General features: G+C 73.6%; 24 protein-coding genes. 7 read left to right on the forward strand and 17 right to left on the reverse strand.

All coding sequences use genetic code 11. The features are described from left to right. Positions 1 to 9 precede the first annotated feature (9 nt). From HDA31_RS27025 to HDA31_RS27040, 4 genes are all read right to left on the reverse strand, one after another. Positions 10 to 2,010 (reverse strand): DUF5941 domain-containing protein, encoded by a 2,001-nt coding sequence (locus tag HDA31_RS27025; RefSeq protein ID WP_178067054.1) that lies wholly within the window; start codon positions 2,008 to 2,010, stop codon positions 10 to 12. Between the two features lie 65 nt (positions 2,011 to 2,075). Further along, entirely contained in the window at positions 2,076 to 2,858 is a 783-nt protein-coding gene (locus tag HDA31_RS27030) for an ABC transporter ATP-binding protein (RefSeq protein WP_178063073.1), read from the reverse strand. Continuing rightward, positions 2,858 to 3,673 carry an ABC transporter permease gene (locus tag HDA31_RS27035; RefSeq protein WP_178067053.1) on the reverse strand — a complete coding sequence of 272 codons (816 nt, stop codon included), beginning with the start codon at positions 3,671 to 3,673 and terminating at the stop codon, positions 2,858 to 2,860. Before HDA31_RS27035 ends, HDA31_RS27030 begins: the two co-directional genes overlap by 1 nt. A 58-nt stretch (positions 3,674 to 3,731) precedes the next feature. After that, complete coding sequence (locus HDA31_RS27040; RefSeq protein WP_178063072.1) at positions 3,732 to 5,102, reverse strand: L-serine ammonia-lyase; 1,371 nt, start codon at positions 5,100 to 5,102, stop codon at positions 3,732 to 3,734. Positions 5,103 to 5,317: 215 nt separating this feature from the next. On the opposite strand from HDA31_RS27040, the gene HDA31_RS27045 reads away from it, so the two are divergent. Beyond that, the gene (locus HDA31_RS27045) at positions 5,318 to 5,524 is read left to right on the forward strand and encodes a PspC domain-containing protein (RefSeq protein ID WP_074475233.1); all 207 of its coding nucleotides are present in this window, start codon (positions 5,318 to 5,320) and stop codon (positions 5,522 to 5,524) included. 66 nt (positions 5,525 to 5,590) lie between these two features. Here HDA31_RS27045 and HDA31_RS27050 read toward each other — a convergent pair whose 3' ends face one another. Then, the gene (locus HDA31_RS27050) at positions 5,591 to 6,277 is read right to left on the reverse strand and encodes a DUF4230 domain-containing protein (protein WP_178063071.1); all 687 of its coding nucleotides are present in this window, start codon (positions 6,275 to 6,277) and stop codon (positions 5,591 to 5,593) included. 353 nt (positions 6,278 to 6,630) lie between these two features. Between HDA31_RS27050 and HDA31_RS27055 the strand changes: the two genes are divergently transcribed. Then, positions 6,631 to 7,155, forward strand: a complete 525-nt coding sequence (locus HDA31_RS27055) for a DapH/DapD/GlmU-related protein (RefSeq protein WP_221486697.1) — start codon at positions 6,631 to 6,633, stop codon at positions 7,153 to 7,155. A gap of 156 nt (positions 7,156 to 7,311) precedes the next feature. Here HDA31_RS27055 and HDA31_RS27060 read toward each other — a convergent pair whose 3' ends face one another. Then, positions 7,312 to 7,722, reverse strand: a complete 411-nt coding sequence (locus HDA31_RS27060; RefSeq protein ID WP_178063069.1) for a RidA family protein — start codon at positions 7,720 to 7,722, stop codon at positions 7,312 to 7,314. Positions 7,723 to 7,800: 78 nt separating this feature from the next. Between HDA31_RS27060 and HDA31_RS27065 the strand changes: the two genes are divergently transcribed. Continuing rightward, entirely contained in the window at positions 7,801 to 8,187 is a 387-nt protein-coding gene (locus HDA31_RS27065) for a winged helix-turn-helix transcriptional regulator (RefSeq protein WP_178063068.1), read from the forward strand. 75 nt (positions 8,188 to 8,262) lie between these two features. On the opposite strand, the gene HDA31_RS27070 is transcribed toward HDA31_RS27065, so the two are convergent. The 8 genes from HDA31_RS27070 to pdxH form a co-directional block, all read right to left on the reverse strand. Then, positions 8,263 to 8,457 (reverse strand): DUF397 domain-containing protein, encoded by a 195-nt coding sequence (locus HDA31_RS27070; RefSeq protein WP_178063067.1) that lies wholly within the window; start codon positions 8,455 to 8,457, stop codon positions 8,263 to 8,265. Beyond that, positions 8,445 to 9,167, reverse strand: coding sequence for a Scr1 family TA system antitoxin-like transcriptional regulator (locus HDA31_RS27075; RefSeq protein ID WP_260422604.1), 723 nt, complete (start codon positions 9,165 to 9,167; stop codon positions 8,445 to 8,447). The genes HDA31_RS27070 and HDA31_RS27075 overlap by 13 nt, the downstream gene beginning before the upstream one ends. Positions 9,168 to 9,277: 110 nt before the next feature. Next, on the reverse strand, positions 9,278 to 10,438 hold the full coding sequence (locus HDA31_RS27080; RefSeq protein ID WP_178063066.1) for an acyl-CoA dehydrogenase family protein: 1,161 nt from the start codon (positions 10,436 to 10,438) through the stop codon (positions 9,278 to 9,280). Positions 10,439 to 10,469: 31 nt separating this feature from the next. Continuing rightward, positions 10,470 to 10,775 (reverse strand): type II toxin-antitoxin system VapB family antitoxin, encoded by a 306-nt coding sequence (locus HDA31_RS27085; RefSeq protein WP_043961565.1) that lies wholly within the window; start codon positions 10,773 to 10,775, stop codon positions 10,470 to 10,472. A gap of 205 nt (positions 10,776 to 10,980) precedes the next feature. Then, entirely contained in the window at positions 10,981 to 11,583 is a 603-nt protein-coding gene (locus tag HDA31_RS27090) for a nitroreductase family protein (protein ID WP_074475239.1), read from the reverse strand. A 17-nt stretch (positions 11,584 to 11,600) separates the two neighbouring features. Continuing rightward, positions 11,601 to 12,533 carry an aldose 1-epimerase family protein gene (locus tag HDA31_RS27095; RefSeq protein ID WP_178063065.1) on the reverse strand — a complete coding sequence of 311 codons (933 nt, stop codon included), beginning with the start codon at positions 12,531 to 12,533 and terminating at the stop codon, positions 11,601 to 11,603. Between the two features lie 74 nt (positions 12,534 to 12,607). Next, positions 12,608 to 13,903: an MFS transporter gene (locus tag HDA31_RS27100; protein WP_178063064.1), complete on the reverse strand. Its 1,296-nt coding sequence runs from the start codon at positions 13,901 to 13,903 to the stop codon at positions 12,608 to 12,610. After that, complete coding sequence (gene pdxH, locus HDA31_RS27105) at positions 13,900 to 14,550, reverse strand: pyridoxamine 5'-phosphate oxidase (protein ID WP_178067051.1); 651 nt, start codon at positions 14,548 to 14,550, stop codon at positions 13,900 to 13,902. Before pdxH ends, HDA31_RS27100 begins: the two co-directional genes overlap by 4 nt. 279 nt (positions 14,551 to 14,829) lie before the next feature. Here pdxH and HDA31_RS27110 point away from each other — a divergent pair, with 279 nt between their 5' ends. The 4 genes from HDA31_RS27110 (at position 14,830) to HDA31_RS27125 (ending at position 19,817) form a co-directional block, all read left to right on the forward strand. Next, the gene (locus HDA31_RS27110) at positions 14,830 to 15,936 is read left to right on the forward strand and encodes a citrate synthase 2 (protein ID WP_178063063.1); all 1,107 of its coding nucleotides are present in this window, start codon (positions 14,830 to 14,832) and stop codon (positions 15,934 to 15,936) included. Between the two features lie 400 nt (positions 15,937 to 16,336). After that, entirely contained in the window at positions 16,337 to 17,464 is a 1,128-nt protein-coding gene (serC, locus tag HDA31_RS27115; protein WP_178063062.1) for a phosphoserine transaminase, read from the forward strand. A gap of 186 nt (positions 17,465 to 17,650) precedes the next feature. Then, entirely contained in the window at positions 17,651 to 18,745 is a 1,095-nt protein-coding gene (gene sepH / locus HDA31_RS27120) for a septation protein SepH (protein WP_074475245.1), read from the forward strand. Positions 18,746 to 18,830: 85 nt separating this feature from the next. Then, on the forward strand, positions 18,831 to 19,817 hold the full coding sequence (locus tag HDA31_RS27125) for an aldo/keto reductase (protein ID WP_074475246.1): 987 nt from the start codon (positions 18,831 to 18,833) through the stop codon (positions 19,815 to 19,817). A gap of 195 nt (positions 19,818 to 20,012) precedes the next feature. Here the strand turns inward: HDA31_RS27125 and HDA31_RS27130 are convergent, their stop codons facing one another. The 3 genes from HDA31_RS27130 to HDA31_RS27140 form a co-directional block, all read right to left on the reverse strand. Then, positions 20,013 to 20,759, reverse strand: a complete 747-nt coding sequence (locus tag HDA31_RS27130) for a 2'-5' RNA ligase family protein (RefSeq protein ID WP_178063061.1) — start codon at positions 20,757 to 20,759, stop codon at positions 20,013 to 20,015. A gap of 17 nt (positions 20,760 to 20,776) precedes the next feature. After that, entirely contained in the window at positions 20,777 to 21,286 is a 510-nt protein-coding gene (locus tag HDA31_RS27135) for a hypothetical protein (RefSeq protein ID WP_074475247.1), read from the reverse strand. A gap of 113 nt (positions 21,287 to 21,399) precedes the next feature. Further along, a complete protein-coding gene (locus tag HDA31_RS27140) occupies positions 21,400 to 22,707 on the reverse strand; it encodes an MFS transporter (RefSeq protein WP_178063060.1) in 1,308 nt (435 codons plus the stop codon). Positions 22,708 to 22,770: the final 63 nt, after the last annotated feature.

Consider the following 22,770-nt stretch of genomic DNA (forward strand, 5'->3'; position numbering starts at 1 on the left):
CCCCTCACGTCAGCCCGGCTGGCGGACCTCACCGCCCGCCGGGACCCCCACGCCCCGCCGGGCGCGGGCGGGCAGGACGACCCAGGCCAGGACCACGCTCCCGACGAAAACCACGAGCAGGTACGCACCGAGTGTAGCCATGGCAATCCCCGCGAAACCGGCGAAAGCCGCTACCGCGAGCACCGCCGAGCGCCCCTCCCAGCCCAGCGTGGCACCGTGCAGCGGCGGGGCCGCCTGCCGCTTCTCCAGCCGGGCGGTCAGGTCGTAGTGGTGCAGGGTGAGCACGAAGACGTAGCCGAAGACCACCCAGGCGGGGGCCCCGCCGACCAGGCCGGCGGCGATGGCGAACAGGTATTCGCCGGCCCGCAGCGCCGCCGGCACCAGCCAGTCCAGCGGGCCGTTGTGCGCCGCCCCCGCCCCGAGCGCGGCGACCAGCAGCACCAGCAGCGCCACCGGCACCGCCCAGGCCAGCCCGCCCGCCTCGTCGCCGGCACGCACCCGCAGCCCGGCCGCGGCCAGCAGCGCCGCCGGGCCGAGCGCCCCGAGCACGGCGAGGGTCAGCGGGCCCATCGGCCGCAGCACCGGGAACCGGGCCGCGATCGGCCCGTCGTCGCGGTGCAGCGTCGCGTCGACCGTGTCCAGCACCGGCACCCACATCCAGCGGGCCCGCAGGGTGCGCAGCGCACCCGTGTAGGCGAACGCCAGCACCCCCCAGGTCAGCACGGCGACGAGGCTGACCAGGGGCCCGAACAGCGCCACGGTCAGCGCGATCAGCGCCCACCGCTCCCCGATCGGGAACACCACCGTGCGCTTGAGCCAGTAGGACAGCGAGCCCGTGTCGGCCTGCACCCGGGTCGACGCGGCGTTCAGCCGGTCGCCGATCCCGCCGCCTCCTCCGCCAACCGCCTTGGGTCGGCGGGCCGCCTCGTCGTGCAGCACCCCGTACCACGTGTCGGTCATGTGCCGGACGGTCTGCAACGTCATCGCGGCCACGGCCAGCGCCCAGCCGTAGCGGAACCCGGCGGCCGTCGCGCCGTAGCCGAGGCCCGCGTAGACCAGGTATTCCTTGGCCCGGTCGGCCATCGTGTCCAGCCAGCCGCCCCACGCGCTGAAGTGCCGGGTGTAGCGGGCGAGCTGCCCGTCGACGCAGTCCAGCACGAAGCCGAGGTAGAGCAGCACCGCGCCGGCCACCAGCGCCGGCCGTCCGCCGACGCCGAACAGCACCGCCGCGACGGCCGCGAACAGCACCGAGATCGCGGTGACCCCGGTCGGCGTCAGGCCGAGCTTCGCCGACGCCTTCGTCACGTACGGCGACCAGGTGCTGACGAAGAACGTGGTGAAGAAGTCGTCCTTCTCCTTCACCGACAGCCGCAGCTCGGCCCGGTCCTCGTCGACGGCGGCGACGGCGGCCTCGGCGGCGGCCAGCCCGGCCGGGCCGGCGACCCGGTGGGCGACGAGCAGGCGTACCCGGTGGGCGAACGTCAGCGTGCCCAGCGCGGTGAGGCCGGTGAACAGCCGGTCCACGGCGGACCCGGCCGCCTCGGGCCCGGCGGCCGGCGGCGTCGCGGCGACGGCGGCCGGGTCCGTGCCGGCGATCGGCGTGCCCGCGACGGCGGCGCGGGCGGCGGCGGCCAGCGCGGGCAGGTCGTCGCGGCCCACCCGCAGCGCGCCGCCGAACACCCCGGTCTGCCCGCCGTCGAGCCGCCCGTCCGGGCCGGCGTCGACGACCTGGCCGCGCTCCTCGCGCACCACGGCCTGCCCGGGGGCCGGCGGGTCGGTCAGCACCAGGGCCACCGTCGGGCCCACCGGGCTGGTGGCCAGGTGCCGCAGCACGGCGGTGTGCGCCACCAGGTCCGTCCCGCTGACGATCACCGGGCCGGTGGCGGCGTCGACAAGCGTCGCCAGCTCGGTCAGGTTCGCGGCGCGCCGCACGTGGGTCACCCCGGCCCGGTGCCACTGCTCGGCGAGCCGGTCGGCGAGGGCGGCCCCGAGGGGTTCCCCGCCTCCCACCTGGGCACCGGCGGCCGTCGGCTGGCCCGCGGCCGGCGTTCCGGCGGCGAGCACGATCGCGACGGTCACCGCGCGACCGCGGCGTGGTACGCGTCGAGCGCCTCGGCGATCGTCCCGTCGACGGTCAGCCGCCCGGCGTCGAGGTAGAGCCCCCGACGGCAGAACCGGGTCAGATCCTTTTCGTTGTGTGACACGAGCACGAGTGTGCGTCCCTCCCGAAGCAATCTCTCGATCGTCGCATAGCACTTCTCGCGGAACTCCGCGTCCCCGACCGCCGTCACCTCGTCCATCAGCAGGATCGGGTGCGGGAGGTGGGAGATGATCGCGAAGCCGAGGCGGACCTTCATCCCCGACGAGTAGTGCCGCACCGCCGTGTCGATGGCCCGTTCCACCTGCTCGCCGGCGAAGGAGACGATCTCATGAAAGTGTTTCCGCAGGTAACGCGCCGACAGGCCGTGCAGGCCGCCGACGAGGTAGAGGTTCTCCCGCCCGGTCAGGTCGTTGGAGAAGCCGGCCGACAGCTCCAGCAGCGGGGCCACGTCGCCGCGGACCCGGATGCTCCCCTCGTCGGGGATGAGCACCCCGGCGATCAGCCGCAGCAGGGTGCTCTTGCCGGTGCCGTTGCGGCCGACCACCCCGACCGTCTCGCCCGGCGCGACGCGGAACGACACGTCCCGCAGCGGCCAGAACCGCCCGTCGTCGACGGACCGGCTCTTGTCGGCACCGGATCCGGCGGCGCCCCGCCCGCCGGGGCGGATGAAGAACTCGCGCAGCCGAAGCTGCCGCCGCCGGTTGCGGACGAACCGGATGCCCAGCCCGTCCGCCTCGATGATCGGGTCGGCCGCCATCACAGCTCCTTGAGCACGGCGGGTTCGAGCCGCCGGAACGCCCACCAGCCGGCCACCAGCACCAGCACGCTCACCGCGACCGTGGTGGCGAGCAGCCGGGCGTCGGGGAACTGGTCCGGGTACCACACGGCGTGGTGCAGCTGGAAGATGCCGACCAGCGGGTTCAGCTCGTACGCGGCCTTCACCCAGCCCGGCAGCGTCGACTCGCGCACCAGGCTCAGGGGATAGATGATCGGGGTGGCGTAGAACAGCACCCGGATCACCAGCCGCATGAACCGCTCGATGTCCCGCATCAGCACGTTCAGCGCCGACAGCAGCAGCGCCAGCCCGACCAGCAGCACCGCCTGCACGGCCACGGCCAGCGGCAGGGCGAGCACCGACCAGCCCGGGCGCACCTCGCCACGCACCGCGTACGCGACGGCGATGGCGGCCAGGATCGGCAGGCCGGCGGCGTACTCGGCGAACCGGCCGGTGATCCGGCCGATGGGGAACACCTGGCGCGGCACGTTCATCGTGGTGATCAGCCGGGCCTGGCCGGTGAGCGCGTTGGTCGCCTCGCTCAGCGCCGAGCTGGTCCACATCCAGGCGAAGACGCCGGTGATCAGGAACAGCGGGTACGACCCGGCGGCCTGCCCCAGGTGCCGGCTCGTGTCGCCGGAATAGAGCACCCCGAAGACGAACCAGTAGATCGCGCCCATGCCCAGCGGCTCGATCAGCGACCAGAGGTAGCCCAGCACCGACTGCTGGTATTTCACCGCGAGGTCGCGGCGGACGAGGATGCGCAGCGAGCCGCGGTGCGCCCACAGGCGGGCCACCGGCCCGTGCGGGCCGGCCGCCCGGACGCCAGACGTCACCGCCCGCCTCCTCGCCCGCTCAACACTCGATCACGTTGACGGCCAGGCCGCCCCGCGCCGTCTCCTTGTACTTGACCTTCATGTCGGCGCCCGTCTCGCGCATCGTCTTGATCACCTTGTCCAGCGAGACGTGGTGCACCCCGTCGCCGCGCAGCGCCAGCCGGGCCGCAGTGATCGCCTTGATGCTAGCCACCGCGTTCCGCTCGATGCAGGGGATCTGCACCAGGCCCCCGACCGGGTCACAGGTCAGCCCCAGGTTGTGCTCCATGCCGATCTCGGCCGCGTTCTCCACCTGCTCGGGGGTGCCGCCGAGCGCCTCGGCCAGCCCGGCGGCGGCCATCGAGCAGGCCGAGCCGACCTCGCCCTGGCAGCCCACCTCCGCGCCGGAGATCGACGCGTTCTCCTTGAACAGCACGCCGATCGCCCCGGCCGCCAGCAGGAACCGGACCACGCCCGCCTCGTCCGCCCCCGGCACGAACCGGGTGTAGTAGTGCAGCACCGCCGGGATGATCCCGGCCGCGCCGTTGGTCGGCGCGGTCACCACCCGCCCGCCGGCCGCGTTCTCCTCGTTGACCGCGAGCGCGAACAGGGTCACCCAGTCCATCACCCGCAGCGGGTCGCCGCTCCCGGCGTCCGCCTCCAGGCCGCGCCGCAGCTCCGCCGCCCGCCGCCGCACCCGCAACCCCCCGGGGAGTACGCCGTCGCGGGCGCACCCGGCCGCCACGCACTCCCGCATCACCCGCCAGATGTCCAGCAGCCCGGCCCGCACCTCGCCCTCGGTGCGGCGGGCCAGCTCGTTGGCGAGCATCACCTCGCTGATCGACAGCCCGTTGCCGGCGCTGGCCGCCAGCAGCTCCGCCCCCGTGCCGAACGGATGCGGCACGCGGGTGGTGTCGGGGACGATCCGGTCCGCGCCGGCCGCCGCCTCGTCGACCACGAACCCGCCACCGACCGAGTAGTACGTCCGCTCGCGCAGGAGCGCCCCGCCCCCGTCGTACGCGGCGAAGGTCATCCCGTTCGGGTGGTACGGCAGCGACCGGCGGCGGTGCAGCACCAGGTCCCGGTCCGGGTCGAAGTCGACCTCCTGCGCGCCGAGCAGGGTCAGCCGCCGCGCGGCGCGGATCGCGGCCACCCGGGGGGCGACGGTGTCGGTGTCGACGGTCTCCGGGGCCTCGCCCTCCAGCCCGAGCAGCACGGCGGGGCCGCTGCCGTGGCCGTGGCCCGTGGCCCCGAGCGAGCCGAACAGCTCGGCGCGCACCCGGGCGACCTCGGTGAGCAGGCCGTCGGCCTTGAGCCCGGCCACGAAGGTGCGGGCCGCCCGCATCGGTCCCACCGTGTGCGAGCTGGACGGCCCGATGCCCACGCTGAAGAGGTCGAAAACGCTGATCATCTGCACTTCCTCGCCGTCGTACGCCCTGGTACGGACCCGACGGGCGAGCCTACCCGCAGCCCGCTTCCCTCCCCGGCGCGTCGGGGCGGGCCCGCCCGGGTAAGCACCTACGGGTCAGGGGTCCCGGGATCCCCCTCGCGACGGAGGGCGGGCGCGACGGCGGTTCCTACCGTTGAGTCAGAGGCGGCGGCACGCCGCAGAGTGGGAGGACGACGATGAGTCGCAAACTGGTCCGGCCCCGCGAGGGGCGCATGCTCGCCGGCGTCTGCGTCGGCCTGGCCCGCCGGTTCAACACGTCCGCCAACCTGGTCCGCCTGCTGTTCCTGCTGTCGCTGCTGCTGCCCGGCACCCAGGTGATCGTCTATCTGGTGCTGTGGGTGCTCATGCCGAACGAGGACCGCTACGCCACCGCCCGCTACTGACCCTGCCGACAGAGACGCCCGCCCCGGCTCCCCCCGGGACGGGCGTCTCGCCGTTCGCGTCGACGGTCAGGGCGCGACGTAGGTGACGGTCACCTTCTCGTATCCCAGGGAACGCAGCAGTCCCTCCAGCATCTTGTTGGTGTTCTCCTGCGCGCGGCCGGTCAGGCCGCTGTCGCGGGCGGCTGCCGTGATCCGGTCCTCGGCGAGCTTGTAGACCTGCTGCTGGCGGTTCGGGTCGCCCTTGACCAGGTCGTTGATCCGGTTGAGCAGGCCGCGCTGCTCCGCCACGACATAGCTCTTCTCCATGTCGAGGTTGGTCTGGCCGAGCTGCGGCGCGGGCAGCTTCACCTCGACCGACTTGCCGTCGGGCGACACGACCACCGCCCCCTCACCGATCTTGGTGAAGTCGACGTAGGCCTCCACACTGCCCGCCCCGACGAAGAGGGTGCGCTGGTTGAGCAGGAACTCCGGCACGTTGTCGCGGTCGTTCTGGAGATCGACGACGACCTGGAAGTTGCCCTCGGCCGCGACGTAGCGGCTGAGGTCCTGGATCGACTTGAGCAGCGGCGGCTGGCTGCGATCGGTCTGCTCCTTGGCGAAGGGGTTGCGGAAGTCGGGAAACACGTTGGTGGCCTGCGCGCCGAGCAGCACGACCACGGCCACCGCCGCCGCGCCGAGCACCACGAGCAACCCCCGGGCGGGCCCGGAGGGGCCCTTGGGGGCGGGCCGGTCGACCTCACCGTCGTGGGACATCGCTCACCATCCTCGATCGAACATCGTCTGAGGATGACGTTACGGCCATCGTGCGACACCCGCCCGCCAACCCGTCCCGCCAGGCCACGAGCCGGTGGTCATCGTGCCGCTGGCAGTGTACGAGGCGATGAAGGAAACCGGGCACCTCCTGCGCAGCCCGAGCAACTCCGCCGCTCTGCGCCGATCGATCGTGGAGCTTGAGGCGGGTGATGCGCAACGAACACGAGGGAATCGGCAAGCCGGAGCCCGTCGAGATCGTCGCCTGCCTCTACGACTACGGTGACCGCTAGGCAGGTGTTTCTCATTCAGTCTCCCGCAGCCCAGAGAGGGTCATGGTGCCCAGCGGTCGTCTCATGCGGATCCACAGCGCCGAGTTCGAGGCCATGGCCGCCCGGGTCCGGCGGGTCACCGAGCTGACCTCCCGCCTGAACGTGCTGCCCTTCGAGGACGAGGCGGGCAAGGCGGAGCTGTTCGCCCAGATCCTCGGCAGGCCGCTGCCGGCGCGGGTCACCATCTACCCGCCCTTCTACACCGACCACGGCCTCAACCTCGACCTCGCCGAGCGCGTGTTCATCAACCAGAACTGCACGTTCCTCGACTACGCCGGCATCCGGCTCGCCGAACGCGTGATGGTCGGCCCGAAGGTCACCTTCATCACCAGCGGTCACCCGGTCGACCCCGAGGAGCGGCGGCGGTATCTCACCGGCGCGCCCATCGACGTGGCGGAGAACGTCTGGATCGGCGCGGGCGCCACGATCCTGCCCGGCGTCAGCATCGGCCGGGACGCCGTCGTCGCGGCGGGCGCGGTCGTGGCCGACGACGTCCCGCCGGCCACCCTGGTCACCGGCGCGAAGGCGACCCCGCGCCGCCAGTGGTGAGCGCCCGCTCCCGGTAGCGCCCTCTGCCGGGAGCACCCGCTCCGGGAACGAGATCGTGCTCGATCCGGGAAAGAGTGCCCTCGTGCGCATTGGACACGACTCTCTCCCGGATCGAGCACGATCTTGCGGGTCGACGCCATCAGGCCAGCCGCACGGTCAGTCCAGGATCGCCGTCGCCTCGACCTCGACCTCGACATCGGGCTCGAAGAGGTGGTCGACACCGATGAGCGACGCCGGGGGCAGGGGCTGCGGGAGGCCGAGCTCCCCCGCGACGTCGTCGACGCCGGCCATGAAGTCGCCGATCCGCTCCGGCGCCCAGTTCGTGACGTAGAACGTCAGGCGGACCACGTCCGAGAAGCTCGCGCCGGCCCCGGCGAGACCCTGGGCCGTGTTGCGGAGCGCCTGGGCGACCTGCCCCCGGAGGTCACCGGACGCGACCGGCCGCCCCGCCTCGTCGCGGCCGATCTGGCCCGCCACGTGAACGTGGCGCGACCCCGACGCGACCGCGACGTGGTGGTAGGGGACGGGCTGCATCATGCCCCGGGGGGAGAAGAGCTGGACACTCATCGCTTTTCCTTCCTCGCACCAGCTTGGTATCTCCTTGATACCTGGTGCTTAGAGGAAACTTCAACGAGACTAGGTGCCATGGCAGATACCGACCCCGGCACGGCGGAGCGCCTCGACCTCACGCAGGCGCACCGGGAACTCCTGGACCAAGTCCTCGACAAGTGGTCGCTGGAGGTGCTCAACACCCTCTGCGAGCGCCCCTCACGGTTCAACGAGCTACGCCAGGCGATCCCGGCCGTCAGCCAGAAGTCGCTCAGCGCGACCCTGCGCCGCCTCGAACGCAACGGCATCGTCGAGCGGCGCGTCCTCTCGTCGCGCCCGGTCGCCGTCGAGTACCGGATCACGCCGCTGGGCAAGACCCTGCGGCAGCCCGTCGACGTCCTCCTCGACTGGGCCGAGGAGCACCTGGGCGCGATCGAGGCGGCCCGGCGGGCGTACGACGGGGCAGACCCCGCCGCCTCGTGACGGCGGACGAGGCCCGCAGCTCGACAGCGAGCGCCCGCCCCGAGCACGGGACGGGCGCGACGCGCTCGTGTCGGGTCAGGCCCGCCCGGGGACGTGCGCGACGAACGCGCGCCACGCGACCGGCCCGAAGACGAGCGCCGGCCCCGCCGGGTCCTTCGAATCGCGTACGCCGACCACGCCCGGAAGATTGTCGGCGACCTCGACGCATGCGCCGCCGTTGGAGCTGCTGCGGGTGGACTTCCGCCACCGCGCGCCGATCAGATCATCCATGCTCTCGCCCTCAGCAGGTCGATGGTCTGGTCTCGCGGCAACGAGACTGACCTGACGGTATCCCAGACCGCCCAGAGTGGAGCAACGTCGTTGGTGATCCGCCCGGCGGCCTGGTCGTCGAGGTAACCGACGTCCTGGTCGTCAGGCGTGCTCGCGATGATGAACGGCCCCGCCTGACCCGCATGAAGGCCGGCACCCAGCGGCAGCACATGGACCATGACACTGGGACGCTGCGCCACGGTCACGAGGTGGTCGAGCTGAGCATCCATCACGTCGGGATGGCCTCGGAGCAGCGCCGCCTGGTCGATCACGAAGACCGTCATCGGAGGCCGAGGGCGGTCGAAGACGGCGGCCTGCCGCCGGAGACGAGACTCGACGTGGTCGTCCACCTCGGCACACAGCGGCCCACTGGAGAGAACCGCCCGGGCGTAGGCCTCCGTCTGAAGGAGCCCCGGCAGAACGGCGGATTCGTACCACCTCAGGCCGGTGGCCTCGCGTTCGATCTCCGTCCATGGGCGGAACCACGCCGGCTCCTTCCGGCGCAGAACGTCCGGCCACAGCTCCAGCACGTCCCTGCCGAGAAGTTCCGCGACCTTGGCACGGTGCCTGGTCTGCGGAATCCGCCCTTGGCTCGCCCAGCGGGCCGCCGTCTTCGGGTCCACTCCTATCTCGGCCGCGAGGCTCTCCGCCGTGTGCCCGGACTCCACCATCGCCACCTGCACGCCCTTGTGCACCACGCACCCTCCCGCAGCGTTACGCGACATCCCGCACGTCAGGTAGACATAGTGCAACGCAGCGTGTTCGCTCCGCAACCGGAAGATCAGGCGAACGCGCTGAGCCCCGTCAGCCGCTGCCCGACGACGAGCTGGTGGATCTCGGAGGTGCCCTCGTAGGTGAGCACGCTCTCCAGGTTGTTGGCGTGCCGCATGATCGGATACTCCCCCGAGACGCCGTTCGCGCCGAGGATGGTGCGGCACTGCCGGGCGATGGCCAGCGCCTCCCGCACGTTGTTCAGCTTGCCGACGCTGACCTGCTCGGGCCGCAGCCGCCCGGCGTCGGCGAGCCGGCCCAGGTGCAGCGCCAGCAGGAAGCCCTTCTGCCACTCGACGGCCATGTCGGCGAGCTTGGCCTGGGTGAGCTGGAAGCCGGCGAGCGGCCGGCCGAACTGGGTGCGCGTGGTCGCGTACGCCAGGGTGGTCTCCAGGCAGTCGCGGGCCGCGCCGAGCGCGCCCCAGACGATGCCGTGCCGGGCCTCGGTGAGGCAGCTCAGCGGGGCCTTGAGCCCGGCCGCGCCGGGCAGCAGCGCGTCCGCCGGGAGCCGGACGTCGTCGAGCGCGATCTCGCCGGTGACGGAGGCGCGCAGCGACATCTTGCGCCGGATCTCCCGCACCGACACCCCGGGCGCGTCCAGGGGTACGGCAAACCCGCGCACCCCCTCCTCGGCGCGGGCCCAGATCACGGCGACGTCGGCGACCGGGGCGTTGGTGATCCACATCTTGCCGCCGTGCAGCAGCCAGTCGTCGCCGTCGCGGCGGGCGCGGGTGGCCATCGACGCCGGATCGGAGCCGTGGTCGGGCTCGGTCAGCCCGAAGCAGCCGATCGCCTCGCCGGTCGCCATCGGGGGCAGCCAGCGCTGCTTCTGCTCCTCGCTGCCGTAGCGCCAGATCGCGTACATGGCCAGCGAGCCCTGCACCGAGACCAGGGACCGCACGCCGGAGTCGCCGGCCTCCAGCTCCAGGCAGGCCAGCCCGTACGCGACGGCGGTGGCGCCGGCGCAGCCGTACCCGGTCAGGTGCATGCCGAGCAGGCCGAGCCGGCCGAACTCCCGGGCCAGCTCGCGGGCCGGCACCTGGCCCCGCTCGTACCAGTCGGCGACGTGCGGCCGGACCCGGTCGTCGACGAGCCGGCGCACGACGGACCGGATCTGGCGCTCCTCGTCGTCGAGGAGGGAGTCCAGGTCCAGCAGGTCGACAGGAGTCATCCCGTCACCCTAACGAAGGCTCAGGAGCGGGTCACTCGTGCTGACCGGCCAGCACCAGCACCCGGGCGTGGATCTGGTTGCGCTGCTGGAGGGCGGCGCGCAGCGCGCGGTGCAGCCCGTCCTCCAGGTAGAGCCCGCTGTTCCACTGCACCACGTGGGGGAACAGGTCCCCGTAGAAGGTGGAATCCTCGGCGAGCAGCTTGTCCAACGCCAGCTCGCGCTTGGTGGTGATCAACTGGTCCAGCCGCAGCGGACGCGGCGGGATCTCCGCCCACTGCTTGAGCGTCAGGTTGTGCTCCGGATAGGGACGCCCGTCCCGGACCGCTCTGAAGATCACGACGGCACGCTCCCCTCCCCCTCACCGTTCCGACCCACCGCGCCGGGTCGGATCGCGGCGTGGCACCGCGCGGCACAGCACCGATGACCGTGCCAGCGTAGCCGCCCCCGCCACACCGCGTTTTACTCCCTCATGTCGCTTTCGCGACCACTGTTGGTCAACCCCGCCCGGCGACGCCGAGCCGGGCCGCCGACGCCCCCCGGCGTCAGCTCCAGCGCCCCCGCCGGACCACCTCGTCGACCGGGCGACGCCCCCGCCGCAGCGACGGCGACCGGTGGTCCGGCGCACGGTAGCCGACGGTGAGCGCGCCGACCGGGTCGAACTCCGCCGGCACCCCGAACGCCTCCCGGTACGCCTGCGTGCGCTGCGCCGGGATGCCGAAGAAGCACGCGCCCAGCCCCTCGTCGACGGCGGTGAGCAGCATCAGCAGGGCGGCGAAGCCGGTGTCGACATACCAGTACGGCACCGGCCAGCGCTCCTGCGCGCGGTCCGTCCAGCCCTTGTCCGGCTCGGCGTAGCGCTCCAGGTACGCCGAGCGGTTGGCGTGCGGCACGACGATCAGCGGGGCCCGGCGCATCCCGGCCAGCCACCGCTCGCGCCCGCCGCCGTCCGGGGTGGTCGCCGCCCAGAACCGCTCCCGGTCCGCCGGCTCCTCCAGCACCAGGAACCCCCAGCCCTGGGCGAACCCGGCGGACGGGGCCCGCACGGCGTGGTCGAGCAGCCGCCGCACCACGTCGGGCGGGACGGGGCGGTCCGGGTCGTAGTTGCGCACCATCCGGCGTCGCCGGAGCACCTCGGCGAACTCCACGCCGCCCGCCTCCGCTGCTACCGGGCCCCGGGCCGGATGCCCATGGTGCCCCGCCAGGTGTCGCCCGGCTCCAGGGTGATCACGTCCTTGCCCGAGCGGTACGCGTCCGGCGGGCAGGTCATCGGCTCGACCGCCACCGAGCGGCGGTGCCGCTCGCCGGTGAGGGTGTCCCCGGAGAAGATCTGCCACCAGCCGAACTCGCGGTCCGCCCAGACGGTGACGGCCGCCGCGTCGTCCGGGGCGGCCAGGGTCACCGAGGAGCCGCCGTCGGCGTCGCGGACCACGTCGCCGAACGCCGTGTCGAGCACCGCGTGGCCGATGCGCCGGGGGCTGGTGTAGTCGTACTCGGTGCCGGCGACCGGGGTCGCCCCGACCGGCAGCAGCCGCCCGTCCACCTGCACCCGCAGCTTCGCCGGCACCCGCAGGGCGAGATCGTCCACCGCCACCCCGGGAAGTTGCAGGTAGGGGTGCATCGAGAAGCCGAACGGGCAGGGCTCCCCGCCGACGTTGGTGGCCTCGTGCTCGATGCGCAGGCCGCCGGGGCCGACCGAGTAGCGGTTGCGCAGCCGCAGCGCCCACGGGTAGCCCGGATGCGGGGGCAGGTCGTAGCCCAGGGTCACGGCGTCGTCGGACTGCTCGACGAGGTGCCACGGCACCCAGTTGACCAGGCCGTGCAGGGCCACGCCCCGGCCCGGCTCGGTCAGCGTGAGCTGGAACTCCCGGCCGCCGAAGGCGTACTGGCCGTCGCGGATGCGGTTGGGCCAGGGGGCCAGCACCTGCCCGGCCCCGCCGGGGCAGAGCTTGTCGGCGGCGAACCCGTCGACGTAGTCGACGCCGTCGTGCCGGTACGTCCGCAGGCCGCCGCCGACCTCGACGAGCACGGCCTCGTGGCCGGCGGCGGAAATGGTCCACTGGGTGCCTGACGGCGGGCGGGGTGCGGCGTTCTGCATGCCGGTGACCTTAGTCGGTCAGCTCTGTGCACGGGGTGCGCGGTCCGTCACCGCGCGCACCCCGCCGCCGACGGTCACCCCCGCGCCCCCGACGTGGCCGCCCGGTAGCGCACCAGGGCCGGGAAGACGGCCGCCAGCAGCACCGCGAGCACCGCCGCGGCGAGGCCGCCGCCGACCCAGGCGACGCCGGTGCCGAGGCCGGCGGCCGTCGCGCCCGCCCGCAGGTCGCCGAGGCGGGGCCCACCCGCCACCACCACCGTGTTGACGCCCTGGAGCCGGCCCCGCATCCGGTCCGGCGCGTGCACCAGCAGCATCGTCTGCCGCAGCACGGCGCTGACCAGGTCGGCCGCGCCGGCCACGGCGAGCAGCCCGACCACCAGCCAGAGTTGGCGGGCCAGCCCGGCGGCGGCGATGGCCAGCCCCCAGCCGACGACGGCGCACACCAGCGCCACCCCCTGCCGGTGGAGCCGGCCGATCCAGCCGGAGGTGAGCCCACCGAGCATCGACCCGATGGCGATGGCGCTGAACAGCCAGCCGACGGCCGCGCCGCCGCCGAAGCGTTCCTCGGCGATCTCGGGGAACAGCGCCCGGGGCATGGCCAGCACCATCGCGACGAGGTCGATGGCGAAGGAGAGCAGCAGCACCGGCGTGGTGGCCAGGTAGCGCAGCCCGTCGACGACGCTGGCCAGCCCTGCCTTGCGGGGCGAGCCGTCGCCGTCGGGGTCCGGCTCCGGCGGCAGCGCCGGCATCCGCAGCGTCGCCCAGACCGCCGCCGTGAAGAAGACCGTGTCCACGGCGTACGCGATGGGCAGCGCGAACCCGACCTCCCAGGCCGCGAAGATCAGCCCGGCCAGCAGCGGCCCCAGCACCGACGCGGCGGTGTGGGTGGTGAAGTTCAGGGTGCTCGCGGCCGGGACCAGCTCGGCCGGGACGAGCCGGGGGATGCTCGCGGTGCGGGCCGCCCCGCTGACCGCGAACCCGACCGACTGCAACGCCACCAGGACCAGCAGCAGCACCGGGCTGCCCACCCGGAACACGGCCTGGGCCAGCAGGCCCACCATCGACGCCCAGAGCACCGCCTGGCTGACCAGCAGCACCGCGCGCCGGTCCCGGGCGTCCGCGACCGCGCCGCCCCACAGCCCGAAGACCAGCAGCGGCACGAACGCGGCCACGCCGAGCAGCCCCACCCAGAACGAGTCCCGGGTCAGCGCGAACATCTCCACCGGCACGGCCACGGCCGTGAACTGGAAGCCGAGCATCGCGACGCTGTTGCCGACCCAGATCCGCCGGTAGACGGGCACCCGCAGCGGGCGCAGGTCGATCGCCCAGCGGCGCGCCCCGCGCGGCCGGGTCTCCTTGACGGCGGTCACGGGGCGAGCCGCTCCACGACCCACCGGCCGTCGTCGGCCGGGCCGGGATCGGGCGCGGTGCGGCGGAACCGCAGCCGGTCGTGCAGCCGGCTGGCCCGGCCCTGCCAGAACTCCACCGTCTCGGGGCGCACCCGCAGGCCGCCCCAGTGCGGGGGCGCGGGCACCCGGTCCACGTCGGCGAACCGCTCGGCCGCCGCCCGGTAGCCGGCGTCCAGCACGGCCCGGTCGCCGATCACCCGCGACTGCTCGCTGGCCCACGCGCCGAGCTGCGAGCCGCGCGGCCGGCTGGCGAAGTACGCCTCGGTCTCGGCCCGGTCGACGGGCTCGATCCGCCCGGCGACCACCACCTGCCGCTGGATGGGGAACCAGGGAAAGACCAGGCTGGCGTACGGGTTGGCCAGCGCCTCCGCGCCCTTGCGCGAGCCGTGGTTGGTGAACAGGACGAAGCCCCGCGGGTCGTACCCCTTGAGCAGGACGGTGCGCCCGCTGGGGCGGCCGGCGGCGTCGGCGGTGCCGAGCACCATCGCGTTCGGCTCGGGCAGGCCGGACGCCACCGCGTCGGCGAACCAGCGGGCGAACTGGGCGTGCCAGTCGGCGGCCAGGTCCGCCTCGGAAAGGCCCAGGTCGGCGGCGTACTCGTTACGCATCCCGGCCGGGCCGGGTGTGTCACCCGTCACAACTACCCTCCCCTTCGGTGGCCCCGTCACCCTCGGCGACGCTGGCCAGCCCCTACCGCCCAGTCTCATCGCCGCCGCACGCTTGTCCACCGGCGGGGATGTCGCGTGCAGCACAGTCGTCGCGGGTCGCGCAGCCGGTTACCCACCAGGCAAGATGTCACGAACACGTCCCTGAGGGTCGCCTAAGGCGCTCGGCCGGCCGGGCCGGATGAGCCCAGGCGGGCGCATCGAGCAGATCCAGGAGTAAGAATGGCCGACTTCAAACCGGGTCTGGAGGGCGTCGTAGCCTTCGAGACCGAGATCGCCGAGCCGGACCGCGAGGGCGGCGCGCTGCGCTACCGCGGCGTGGACATCGAGGATCTGATCGGTCAGGTCTCCTTCGGCAACGTCTGGGCGCTGCTGGTCGACGGCCGGTTCGGCCCCGGCCTGCCGCCGGCCGAGCCGTTCCCGGTGCCCGTGCACTCCGGCGACATCCGGGTCGACGTGCAGTCCGCCGTCGCGATGCTCGCGCCGTACTGGGGGCTCAGCCAGCTCCTCGACATCTCCGACTCCCAGGCCCGCGAGGACCTCGCCCGGGTGTCGGTCACCGCGCTCTCCTTCGTCGCCCAGTCCGCGCGCGGCCTGGGCCTGCCGGCCGTGCCGCAGAAGGAGATCGACAAGGCGGAGACGATCGTCGAGCGCTTCATGAAGCGCTGGCGCGGCGAGCCCGACCCCCGCCACGTGAAGGCCGTCGACGCCTACTTCATCTCGGCCGCCGAGCACGGCCTGAACGCCTCCACCTTCACCGCCCGGATCGTCGCCTCCACCGGCGCCGACGCCGCCGCCTGCATCTCCTCCGGCATCGGCGCGCTCTCCGGTCCCCTGCACGGCGGCGCGCCGTCGCGGGTGCTCAGCATGCTGGAGGCCGTCGAGCGCAGCGGCGACGCCGAGGGCTACGTCAAGGGCGTCCTCGACCGGGGCGAGCGGCTGATGGGCTTCGGCCACCGGGTCTACCGGGCCGAGGACCCGCGCGCCCGCGTGCTGCGCCGCACTGCCAAGGAGCTGGGCGCGCCGCGCTTCGAGATCGCCGAGGCGCTGGAGAAGGCGGCCCTGGCCGAGCTCCAGGCCCGCCGCCCGGACCGGGTGCTCGCCACGAACGTCGAGTTCTGGTCGGCCGTGGTGCTCGACTTCGCCGAGGTGCCCGCGCACATGTTCACCTCGATGTTCACCTGCGCCCGGATGGGCGGCTGGAGCGCGCACATCCTGGAGCAGAAGAAGCTCCAGCGGCTGGTCCGCCCGTCCGCCCGCTACGTCGGGCCGGGCACCCGCAAGCCGCAGCAGGTCGAGGGCTGGGACGCCATCCCGCACGGCGTGTAAGTGCAAGGAAGGGCACCCTGTCGACGCTTTCCGCAGAGCAGGGGCCCCTGTCAACACCCACCACCTGGGTGCGCGACGCCCGTCCGATCCACCCGTCGACGCGACGACGGAAGGGGCCCCGCCGGTTCGGCGGGGCCCCTCCGCGTACCGGAAGGTCCGTCCGGCCCGCGCAACCGCGGGCGGGGTGGCGACGTAACCGGGCGGATGTGTCATACGCCTCAGCTCAGGCGGCGGGACCGTCGGGTGCCCGGGCCGCCCCGGGTGCAAGGATGGGGGCTCGGCAGTGCCGCCGGACCGGGCTCGGATCCGGCCGCCCGTGCGTCCCACGCACGCGTCCGTCCTCCGCGCCCGACCACCACCTGTGACCGGGCCCCGCCCACGCGGAAGGATCTCGACAACCGTGGCTGACGCACCGACCATCCGGATTCCCGACGACATCAAGCCCGCCGACGGGCGGTTCGGCTGCGGGCCGTCCAAGGTCCGTCCGGCGGCCGTCTCCGCCCTCGCCGACGCGGCGACGGGCTTCCTGGGCACCTCGCACCGGCAGAAGACCGTCCGCGACCAGGTCGCCCGGCTGCGGCGCGGCATCGCCGAGTTCTACTCCCTCCCCGAGGGCTACGAGGTGATCCTCGGCAACGGCGGCACCACCGCCTTCTGGGAGGTCGCGACGTTCGGCCTGATCCGCGACCGGGCGCAGTTCGCCACCTTCGGCGAGTTCGGCGCGAAGTTCGTCAAGTCGGTCAAGGACGCCCCGTTCCTCGGCGAGCCCACCGTGCGCAAGGCCGAGCCGGGCAGCGCCCCGGCGCTGGTCGCCGAGGCCGGCGTCGACGCGTACGGGCTGCCGCAGAACGAGACCTCCACCGGCGTCGCGGTGCCGATCAGCCGGGTCACCGGGGCCGACGAGGGCGCGCTGCTGCTGGTCGACGCGACCTCGGCGGCCGGCGGCCTGGCGGTGGACGTCGCCGAGACCGACGTCTACTACTTCGCCCCGCAGAAGTGCTTCGCCTCCGACGGCGGCCTCTGGCTGGCCCTGATGTCGCCGGCCGCCCTGGACCGGGCCGCCGAGATCAAGGCGTCGGGCCGCTACATCCCGGCGTTCCTCGACCTGGTCACCGCGATCGACAACTCGCGGCTGGAGCAGACCTACAACACCCCGGCGCTGGCCACCATCTTCCTGGCCGCCGAGCAGACCGACTGGATGAACGAGCAGGGCGGCCTGGCCTGGGCGGCCAAGCGCACGGCCGAGAGCGCCGGCATCGTGTACGGCTGGGCCGAGCGCTCCGCCGTGGCGACCCCGTTCGTCACCGACCCGGCGCTGCGCTCCAACGTGGTCGCCACGATCGACTTCGCCGACGGGGTGGACGCGGCGGCGATCGCCAAGGCGCTGCGGGCCAACGGCATCGTCGACACCGAGCCCTACCGGAAGCTGGGCCGCAACCAGCTCCGCATCGCGCTCTACCCGGCCGTCGAGCCGGCCGACGTGGAGGCGCTGACCGCCTCGATCGACTACGTGGTCGAGCGGCTCTGAGGCATCGTCACACTGGGTGGTCGTCGCACCGCCGCCGGCCACCCAGTGTGATCATCTTCGCAGCTCATCCGCGACATGCGGGTGTCGGATCCCCCACGTCGTTGCGGATGGGCGTACCGTGGTGCGGGACGCCCGGGTGGCCGACCCGTGGCGTGCGGCCAGCGAAGCGGGACGGAGGCAACGCTCATGCGCCCAGTACGCTTCGTCGCCCTCTCCGAGGACGGCCAGGCTCTGGTGCTCGCCGACGAGGTCGGGCGGCTGCTCGCCCTGCCCATCGACGAGCGCATCGCCGGCGCCCTGCACGCCGAGCCGGGCGCGCCCCCGCTCGCCGTGGTGCCGAACACCACCGACCACCCCCTGCCGTCGCTGTCCCCGCGCGACATCCAGGCCAAGATCCGTTCCGGCGAGTCCGCAGAGGACGTGGCGCGCGTCGCGGGCGTCCCGGTCGACCGCGTGCTCCGCTACGCGGGCCCGGTGCTCCAGGAGCGGGCGATGCTCGCCCAGCACGCCCGGCGCACCCGGCTCAAGGGCGCGGAGAAGCCGACGCCGCTGGCCGAGGTGGTCAACGGCCGGCTGGCCCAGCACGGGATCGACACCGAGAAGATCTCCTGGGACGCCTACCGCCGCGACGACGGCACCTGGCGGATCATCGCCACCTGGCCGTCGGGCAAGGCCACCGCGCAGGCCGTGTGGGACCTGGACAAGACCCGGCAGCACGTCGTCCCGCACGACGACATGGCGCAATACCTGTGCGCCGAGCGCCCCACGCCGATCCTCGGCCAGGAGCCCGCCCCGGAGCGCGGCGGCCACGCGCTGCCCGGCCCCTCGCGCGGCGAGCCGAGCCGGGGCGGGCACGGGCTGCCCGCGGCGGCCGGCGACCACAACCGACCGGGGCGCGACCCGATCCGCGCCGGGCGCGACGCCCTGCTCGCCTCCCTCGACCGGCCGCTCGGCTCGACGTCCGGCCGGGGCCTGGAGCCGCGCACGCCGGCGGCGGCGCTGGCCGGGTCGGACGCACCCCGGCAGCGGCCGGTCGGCGGCGGGGCGGCGGCCCTGCTCGGCGGCGGCCAGGGCTCGGCGTTCGACGACGACTCCGACGCGCCCAAGGAGGTCCCGGCCGTGCCGTCGCTGGCGGTGCTCCGGCCCCGCCGCACGGGCGCTGCCGCAGCGGCGGCCTCCGGCGGCGAGGCCACCGACGCCTCCGGCAAGCCGCGCAAGCGCCTGCCGAGCTGGGACGATGTGCTGTTCGGCAGCGGCCCGGCGGCCCGCGAGTCCTCCTGACCCATCCGTGGCCGGGCGGTGCGCCGCCCGCGCGCCGCCCTGCCACGGCGAGGCATTCGGCGTCCCGCCGTGGCAGGGTGGGCACATGAAGTACACCAATCTGGGACGCACCGGCCTGTCGGTGAGTCGGCTCTGCCTCGGCACGATGAACTTCGGGCCGCAGACCAGCGAGCCGGACAGCTTCGCCGTCATGGACCGGGCGATCGAGCACGGCATCAACTTCTTCGACACCGCCAACGTGTACGGCTGGCAGACCGGTGAGGGCATCACCGAGCAGATCATCGGCCGCTGGTTCGCCCAGGGCGGCGGCCGGCGGGAGAAGGTGGTGCTGGCCACCAAGGTCTACGGCAAGATGGGCGACTGGCCCAACGAGCAGGGCCTCTCCGCCCGGCACATCATCCGGGCCTGCGAGGACTCGCTGCGCCGGCTCCAGACCGACGTCATCGACCTCTACCAGATGCACCACGTCTCCCGGGCGACCCCGTGGGAGGAGATCTGGCAGGCGATGGAGACCCTGGTCGCCCAGGGCAAGGTCGTCTACGTCGGATCGTCCAACTTCGCCGGTTGGCACATCGGGCAGGCGCAGGCGGCGGCGCAGCAGCGCAACTTCCTCGGCCTCGTCTCCGAGCAGTCCATCTACAACCTGCTGACCCGGGCCGTCGAGCTGGAGGTGGTGCCGGCCGCCCAGCACTACGGCCTCGGCATCATCCCCTGGTCCCCGCTGCACGGCGGGCTGCTGTCGGGCGCCCTGCGGAAGATGGCCGAGGGCGGGGCGGCCCGCAGCACCTCGGGCCGCGCCGCCGAGAGCCTGGCCGAGCACCGGTTGACCATCGAGGCGTACGAGAAGTTCTGCGCCGACCTCGGCCACGACCCGGCGGACGTGGCGCTCGGCTGGCTGCTCTCCCGGCCCGGGGTGACGGCCCCGATCATCGGCCCGCGCACCATCGACCAGCTCGACCGGTCGCTAGGCGCGCTGGACGTCCGGCTCGACGAGGCGGCGCTGACCCGGCTCGACGAGTTGTTCCCGCCGGTGGGCAAGGGCGGCCCCGGCCCGGAGGCGTGGGCCTGGTAGACGCGCGGCGCGCCGCCTGGCGGGCCGCCGCACGTCGCGCGGCGCGCCGCCTGGCGGCTCCCCGCGATGTCGGCGACATGGCGGCTTCCCGTCCCGGGGATACCGCCATGTCGCCGACACGACGGGCCGCCCCGGGCCCGACCGGCCCGATCCGACCCCGGCCCGATCCGACCCCGGCCCGGCCGCCGGTTCCGGTCAGATCGGCCAGGCGGCCACCCGGTCGTACGTCGGCTTCGGGCCCTGGTGGCTGCGGACCAGCACCAGCTCGGTGGCCGGCCACGGCGGCCCCAGGTAGTCGTGCAGGGCCTCCCGGTCGGCGGCCACGTCGGCGCGGTCGACCCGGTCGCCGGGGCGGGCGATGGTGAGGTGCGGGGTGAACGGCTTCTCGTCGTACGGCAGTCTGCCCCGGCGCAGCCCCGCCCGGACGAGCCGGGCCAGGACGCGCAACGCCTCGACGTCGCCGCGCACGTCCACCCAGAGGACCGTGAACCGGCCCCGGCCGAAGCTACCCCCGCCGCCGAGCCGCAGCACCGCCGACCCGGTCCGGCCGCCCGCCGGTCGGTCGGTTACCGGCAGCTCGGCCACTGCTCGACCGGTCTCCGGCAGATCGGCTACCGGTCGGTCGGCCCCCGGCAGGTCGACCACCGCTTGGTCGGCTGCCGGTCGGTCGGCTGCCGGCAGGTCCCGGGTGCGGAACGTCTCGGCGGCGGGGCCGAGGGCGTTCTCGACGTCGACGAGGCGGCTGGCGTCGACCTGGCCGAGGAAGGCCACGGTGAGGTGCGCCCGCGCCGGGTCGGCGAGCCTGACGTTGGTGCCGGCCGCCGCCGCGCGCCCGACCCGGAGCCGGGCCACCGCGGTGCTCAGGTCGGCGACGGCCTCGGGCGGTGGAAAGACCCCCACGAAGAGCCGCATGCCCGCGTCGGGCACGTCCGCGCCGGTCACCGGTGCGCCGCGCGCGGTCAGCGGTGCCGCTGGCGGTGCCGGGGGCGGGCGGCGGGCAGGGTGAGACCGGCCGCGTGCAGCATCCCCTCGACCCGGACCCGCTCGATCTGCCGGTCGACGCCCTCCAGCTCGCCCAGGTGCTCGGGGAGCCCGAGGCAGCGGCAGGCGGCCCGCAGGTGCGCGTCGTACGCGTCGACGACTGCCGCGTGCCAGATCACCGTCCGGCCGCCCGGGTTGACCCGATGCCCGGCGAACCGGTGCAGGTCGGCGGCGATCTGCTGGAGGGACCGGCGGTCCTCCCGGTCGAACTCGGTGAGGTCGATGCCCCGGGTCAGCCCGTCGGCGTCGACGGCCCGGTTCAGCCGGGCGATGGTACGGCGTTCGCGGCGTCGTTCGCGCCACTCGGCGTAGCCGCAGGCGACCCGGTCCATGATCTCGTCGGCGCAGAACACCAGCGCAAAGGCGACCGGAAGACTCGCGACAGCAACGAACGCCAGGGCAAGGAGCATCGCTCGGCCTACCTCCACGTATCGACGCTATGCTCCCGCGAGCGTCATCGCCACCGGTTTGTTGACATTCACCGACATCAATTTTTTGCATCCGCCGCGAGCTGCCCCGCGTGGTTAGGAAGGGGCCCCTGCTATGCAGAAGGCGTCAACAGGGTGCCCCTCCTTGCTTCCACCACGTAGAAGCGGGGGGACGGGAGCACCCGCAGGCGCAGCCGGGCCCCCGAGCGGCGCAACTGCCAGGTGAGCGCCAGCAGGGCGGTGGCCAGCGAGATCAACCCGCCGATCCAGATGCTCGCCCCGGCGCCGAACCGCTCGGCCACCCAGCCGATGACCGGCGCGCCGACCGGGTTGGTGCCGAGGAACACCAGCACCCACAGCGCCATGACCCGGCCCCGGAACGCGGCGTCGGTGCCGAGCTGCACCCGCTGGTTGGCGGACTGGGCGAAGAAGACCATGAAGAACCCGGCGGGCAGCAGCAGCGCCACCACCATCCAGTACGCCGGGGCGAGCCCGACCAGGGTGCCGAAGACGGCGCACCCGACCGCCGCGCCGAGCACCAGCCACACCGAGGGGCGGCTGCGCCGCCCGGTGCCGGCCAACGCCCCGGCGAGCGCGCCGACGGCCAACGCCGTGCTGAACAGGCCGAACGAGGCGGCACCGGTGTTGAACACCGTCTTGGCCAGGGCGGCGAGGGTGAGCTGGAAGTTGAACAGGCTCATCCCGATGACCGACATCACGGCCATCGGCAGCAGCAGGTCGGGGCGGCGGGCGACGTAGCGCAGGCCGTCGACGACCCGGGCGGAGTCCCGCTCGGCGACCGGGAGGAGGTCCTTGCGGTGCAGCTCGGCGGGGCGCATCCGGACCACGGTGGCCAGCGGCCCGAGCGAGCTGAGCGCGGTGAACAGGAACACCGGGCCGACGTCGACGGCGGCGATGGCCAGGCCGGCGACGGCGGGGCCGACGATGCGGGCCGAGTTGAACACGGCAGCGTTGAGCGACAGCGCGTTGGGCAGCAGCGACGTGCCGACGAGTTCGGAGACGAACGCCTGCCGCACGGGGGTCTCCACCGCGTTGGCGACGCCGAGCAGGGCGGCGAAGACGAAGACGTGCCAGAGCCGGACGAGGCCGGTGAGCACCAGCAGGCTCATCCCGAACGACAGCACCGTCCAGAACGCGTTCGCGACGAAGAGGAGCAGACGCTTGTCGTACCGGTCGGCGAGCCGCCCGGAGAGCAGGGTGAGCAGCAGCACCGGGGTGAACTGGAGGGCGGTGACCACGCCGAGGGCGGTGGCGGAGTCGTCGGAGAGTTCGAGGACGAGCCAGTCCTGGGCGATGAACATCATCCAGACGCCGATCAGTTTGATCAGCTGCCCGGACGCGAATAGCCGGTAGTTGCGGACCTGCAGTGACTGGAACATCGTGCTCAGCTTCGCCTGCACCCTGGATGCGCCTCCTCGCTCGTACGCCTCATCGACGGCGGACGGCGCGGACCCGGCGGCGAC

Origin of the sequence: Micromonospora carbonacea (genome assembly GCF_014205165.1) — a bacterium.
Classification (GTDB): Bacteria; Actinomycetota; Actinomycetes; order Mycobacteriales; family Micromonosporaceae; genus Micromonospora; species Micromonospora carbonacea.

What these genes read in the sequence shown, in the direction of transcription:
- pdxH (WP_178067051.1), bottom strand. Translation starts at nt 14,550, where the DNA reads ATGCGTAACGAGTACGCCGCCGACCTGGGCCTTTCCGAGGCGGACCTG.
- HDA31_RS27110 (WP_178063063.1), top strand. Translation starts at nt 14,830, where the DNA reads ATGGCCGACTTCAAACCGGGTCTGGAGGGCGTCGTAGCCTTCGAGACC.
- HDA31_RS27125 (WP_074475246.1), top strand. Translation starts at nt 18,831, where the DNA reads ATGAAGTACACCAATCTGGGACGCACCGGCCTGTCGGTGAGTCGGCTC.
- HDA31_RS27075 (WP_260422604.1), bottom strand. Translation starts at nt 9,167, where the DNA reads ATGGTGGAGTCCGGGCACACGGCGGAGAGCCTCGCGGCCGAGATAGGA.
- HDA31_RS27050 (WP_178063071.1), bottom strand. Translation starts at nt 6,277, where the DNA reads ATGTCCCACGACGGTGAGGTCGACCGGCCCGCCCCCAAGGGCCCCTCC.
- HDA31_RS27065 (WP_178063068.1), top strand. Translation starts at nt 7,801, where the DNA reads ATGGCAGATACCGACCCCGGCACGGCGGAGCGCCTCGACCTCACGCAG.
- sepH (WP_074475245.1), top strand. Translation starts at nt 17,651, where the DNA reads ATGCGCCCAGTACGCTTCGTCGCCCTCTCCGAGGACGGCCAGGCTCTG.
- HDA31_RS27030 (WP_178063073.1), bottom strand. Translation starts at nt 2,858, where the DNA reads ATGGCGGCCGACCCGATCATCGAGGCGGACGGGCTGGGCATCCGGTTC.
- HDA31_RS27055 (WP_221486697.1), top strand. Translation starts at nt 6,631, where the DNA reads ATGCGGATCCACAGCGCCGAGTTCGAGGCCATGGCCGCCCGGGTCCGG.
- HDA31_RS27095 (WP_178063065.1), bottom strand. Translation starts at nt 12,533, where the DNA reads ATGCAGAACGCCGCACCCCGCCCGCCGTCAGGCACCCAGTGGACCATT.
- HDA31_RS27080 (WP_178063066.1), bottom strand. Translation starts at nt 10,438, where the DNA reads ATGACTCCTGTCGACCTGCTGGACCTGGACTCCCTCCTCGACGACGAG.
- HDA31_RS27070 (WP_178063067.1), bottom strand. Translation starts at nt 8,457, where the DNA reads ATGGATGATCTGATCGGCGCGCGGTGGCGGAAGTCCACCCGCAGCAGC.
- HDA31_RS27060 (WP_178063069.1), bottom strand. Translation starts at nt 7,722, where the DNA reads ATGAGTGTCCAGCTCTTCTCCCCCCGGGGCATGATGCAGCCCGTCCCC.
- HDA31_RS27045 (WP_074475233.1), top strand. Translation starts at nt 5,318, where the DNA reads ATGAGTCGCAAACTGGTCCGGCCCCGCGAGGGGCGCATGCTCGCCGGC.
- HDA31_RS27040 (WP_178063072.1), bottom strand. Translation starts at nt 5,102, where the DNA reads ATGATCAGCGTTTTCGACCTCTTCAGCGTGGGCATCGGGCCGTCCAGC.